The organism is Methanospirillum sp., from assembly GCF_028679455.1.
GTDB lineage: Archaea > Halobacteriota > Methanomicrobia > Methanomicrobiales > Methanospirillaceae > Methanospirillum.
On record NZ_JAJRBM010000426.1, the window covers coordinates 1 to 3,358 of the forward strand.

3 protein-coding genes and 1 pseudogene are annotated in these 3,358 nt (G+C 41.8%); 1 reads left to right on the plus strand and 3 read right to left on the minus strand.

Annotation, left to right across the window (positions count from 1 at the left end):
• Nucleotides 1-142: 142 nt before the first annotated feature.
• From LUQ50_RS14795 to LUQ50_RS14805, 3 genes are all read right to left on the minus strand, one after another.
• Entirely contained in the window at nucleotides 143-439 is a 297-nt protein-coding gene (locus LUQ50_RS14795) for a DUF4389 domain-containing protein (protein WP_300040998.1), read from the minus strand.
• A 63-nt stretch (nucleotides 440-502) separates the two neighbouring features.
• A complete protein-coding gene (locus LUQ50_RS14800; protein ID WP_300041000.1) occupies nucleotides 503-1,027 on the minus strand; it encodes a hypothetical protein in 525 nt (174 codons plus the stop codon).
• 2 nt (nucleotides 1,028-1,029) lie between these two features.
• Nucleotides 1,030-2,556, minus strand: a complete 1,527-nt coding sequence (locus tag LUQ50_RS14805; protein WP_300041001.1) for a PKD domain-containing protein — start codon at nucleotides 2,554-2,556, stop codon at nucleotides 1,030-1,032.
• A 309-nt stretch (nucleotides 2,557-2,865) separates the two neighbouring features.
• On the opposite strand from LUQ50_RS14805, the pseudogene LUQ50_RS14810 reads away from it, so the two are divergent.
• Nucleotides 2,866-3,358: pseudogene (locus tag LUQ50_RS14810) on the plus strand (hypothetical protein); the annotation flags it as partial.

Genomic DNA, 3,358 nt, shown 5'->3' on the forward strand with positions numbered 1-3,358 from the left:
CAAGGAACAATCCACGTTAGTATTCTCCAGTTCCTCATAAAATCTATATTATTATCAGTGGCAGATAAACTATATCTATCGATTTTCAATATCAAAAACGATAGAATAATAAGGAAAAAAAGGACTGGGGATTCCTAAACGATCAGGCTTCTTCTTCAAAGATACCGACGGTTTTAGGAAATATTCCTGGCCTTTCATCAGTCATGAACGAAGTGTAAGGAAGAATATGAACATAGTACTCAAGATACCCTCTGATAAATCCAGAGAGTCCCTGTGATCTCCTTCCCAGAATAAAGATAACAAAAAACTGAATTATCAGACAAATGCCGGCAATAAATCCATAGATAGACAAAATGATCCCGATAATAAACGAGTAAATAATTCGGATAAAGAGTTCAATCCTGCCTGCTTCTTCTTCGTACCCAAATAGTTGTTTCATAATATCCTCCAGTAAGGAGTACTGAAGGGTATCATGTTTAAAAAGGATTTAATGATATGGTTTTCAGGTATTCATGGGGATTTTCGGAACCGGACCGGCTCCAGTGATAATAATTGTTCCGGTTACCGGGACTGGTTCATACCGACCTTTCTGATCATCATCGATTTGTACAGGGGTTGCACGGATGGTAAGGTAACCCGGGGAATTCGCATGAATTTTAATAATTCCCAACGGAATTTTTGGTGAGCCGGGTCCTATCTTATCATTGCTGTCAACCGCCTGTATCAGATATGAGGACTCGGAGAACTTCTGAATATCCTGAAGACCTGCCCAATCAGGAATATCAATATCGATAATACTGCCAATTTCAGGATTATCGATAGAGAGGATCACCCCATATCCGGAGAGACCCCGGAAAGCTCCGTCCATCATGAGCCAGACCTGATCATTATCCCCGGTATTACTCTCAACCACATCAGGAGCAAAGAAAAGAGTTGGCTGTGATGGAATTGCTGATACTGTACTGATAAGGATACCAATCATGCATATGACTACAAAATATCCAAAGAGATGAATTTTTCTTGCCATGATTACACCATCTTCTTTACCATGACCAGATCACCATATCCGATAAAACCACTTCCATCAAAATCAAACTGGACTACTGGTTCATTCTTCTGTGCATATTGAAGATTTTTCAGCAGAACAACCGGATCATCATTCTCCAGCCACCCGTTTCCATTGATATCCGCGTACCGTCCATCTCCAATGGGATCAGTGGGCACAGAATAGTTCCCTCCTTCAGGTTTTGGAAATGGGTTGACTTTAACATACGGGTACTTGACCGTGACCACATCTTTCTGATGAGTCACTCCGGTATATCCTGACTTCTTGATCTCAAGGGATACTGAATAGTGTCCTGGCTTAACGTAGGTATGATTGGGGTTACTCAGAATCGATTCTCCTCCATCGCCAAAGTTCCATTTCCAGGAGTCTGGGGATCCCTCAGACAGATCACTAAAGTGGACCGTCAGAGGAGCATACCCACTTTCAGGAGAAACCTCAAAAGAAGCATTAAGATTCGGATTTTCGGTTGAGTTTGTGGAAATGTTGGTACTGGTGGTATTATAGATTACATCCAGTGTTTCCCATTGGGTGACAGGCAGATTCTCTCCTGCATCAGAATAGGCTGCTGAATAATCCATATATGCATTGATATAGAAGATTCCATTAGGTCTGAATGCGGAAGTCCCTACACTGTTCAGACACTGCCAGTAACCTGCAGTTCCATTATCATTATAACCGGTTACCAAAACTGTGTGGCTGCCACCACTGGAAGTGTACGTGCTTCCTTTGAATGTATCCAGATCAAAGTAGGATTCATCCTCAAGACCATAATTCCAGAATGTTTCAAATTGAGTCCATGCATTCTGGTCAGGAAGATAATACGACAAAATCACAGGTTTGCCGCTATCAAGCATTCTTTTGATATTATCAATTGCAATATTCTGGGGAGCCTGCCAGGTGTCAACCCTTGAGACTGCAAGGGACTCTAACTTATAGGAGGGAGTGAGGTTAAGGAGGCTGGACTCTACATTCGAATGTTTGCCTGATGACACATTTCCATCCTGGAATGATGCATAATCGTTTGACCAGGGGATAACGGTTTTATTTCCACCGTATTTTCCCATAAGTTTATAGAAGCCTACAAAATCTGAAGAGGTGCCTCCATTACATGCACAATCCGACGCTGCATACGGGGATCTACCCCCATTGTCGTATTTCGAGTTCAGATATTGAATTGATAACCGATCATAGTTACCGTTTTGTGTTGCATGTGCCACTTCAAGGGCCCCTGTCCCGGCCCAGACCCATCCATTACCACAGTCCTGCTGATTCCGATCCGTTGCATTATACGTTAGATAATCTAAAAGACTGTATGACGTTGAATCTGTTAGGTCATCCTGCAAATCTGAATTTTTCGGTTTCGCTACCGGTGCCCCCAGATAATCAGAGTTCCATTGTCTTCGTTGTTCTTTAGATGGATGAGCAACAGGCATTTGAGGTACAGAAAACGATCCCGCATCATTTTGTGCTTCAAAGAGGGTTTTAGGCATATCAAGTTGAGAGTAACTCCCTCGATCAGCGGAACAAATACCTGGAGCGAGACATAAAATAATCAAAACCACCAAAAGATACATCCCTTTGAATCTTCGTACCAAGATTAATCCCCCAATATATTCATTTGATTATAATAATGGTAAACCAATAAAGGTTCCGGTAGGTATTTGGAAGGATTTTAGAAATTTCATCGGGTATCAAGATCTACAATCAAATAATTTCAGAGATTTTTCTGATCATGATCGATACCTGAAATTATCCGAATGATCGGAAACCTCATGCATCTGGCTGAACAATCCATACCTATGAATCGCATTCTTGTAATTACTCTCATCTTAACCTGGATTTTTGTGGGATATGCAAATGCAGAAACGCTTAATCCGGGTGGGCCATACATGGTTGGAGATCTGATCTCCATCCACGGTGATACCAATTATAATACAGACAACAGAATTTTAATTGAGGTTTATCCTGCATCATTCGGACCAACAAAAAAGTACGAACCATCAATGACGGGAGGGGCTTCTATGGTAGTGCCGGTTGTCACCGGTCGTGAGGGAGGATACTCATGGTCAGTCAATGTTAGTTCCGAGAATTGGGTTCCTGATCAATACATGGTCCGCGCTGAAATTATCGGAAAAGATTACCGGGAATCCGCGATTATTACCCTGAATGAAAAAGGTTCTCAATCAGATATTCTTCATACAAATTTATCAGCACATGATACTGGCGGAGTTTCTTCTCAGGTAAGTTCCGTTCCTTCTAAACGGGAGACTCAGTTACCTGGAGAAACAGGGA

Coding starts and splice junctions, on each gene's coding strand:
- LUQ50_RS14795 (WP_300040998.1), bottom strand. CDS start 439: ATGAAACAACTATTTGGGTACGAAGAAGAAGCAGGCAGGATTGAACTC.
- LUQ50_RS14800 (WP_300041000.1), bottom strand. CDS start 1,027: ATGGCAAGAAAAATTCATCTCTTTGGATATTTTGTAGTCATATGCATG.
- LUQ50_RS14805 (WP_300041001.1), bottom strand. CDS start 2,556: ATGCCTAAAACCCTCTTTGAAGCACAAAATGATGCGGGATCGTTTTCT.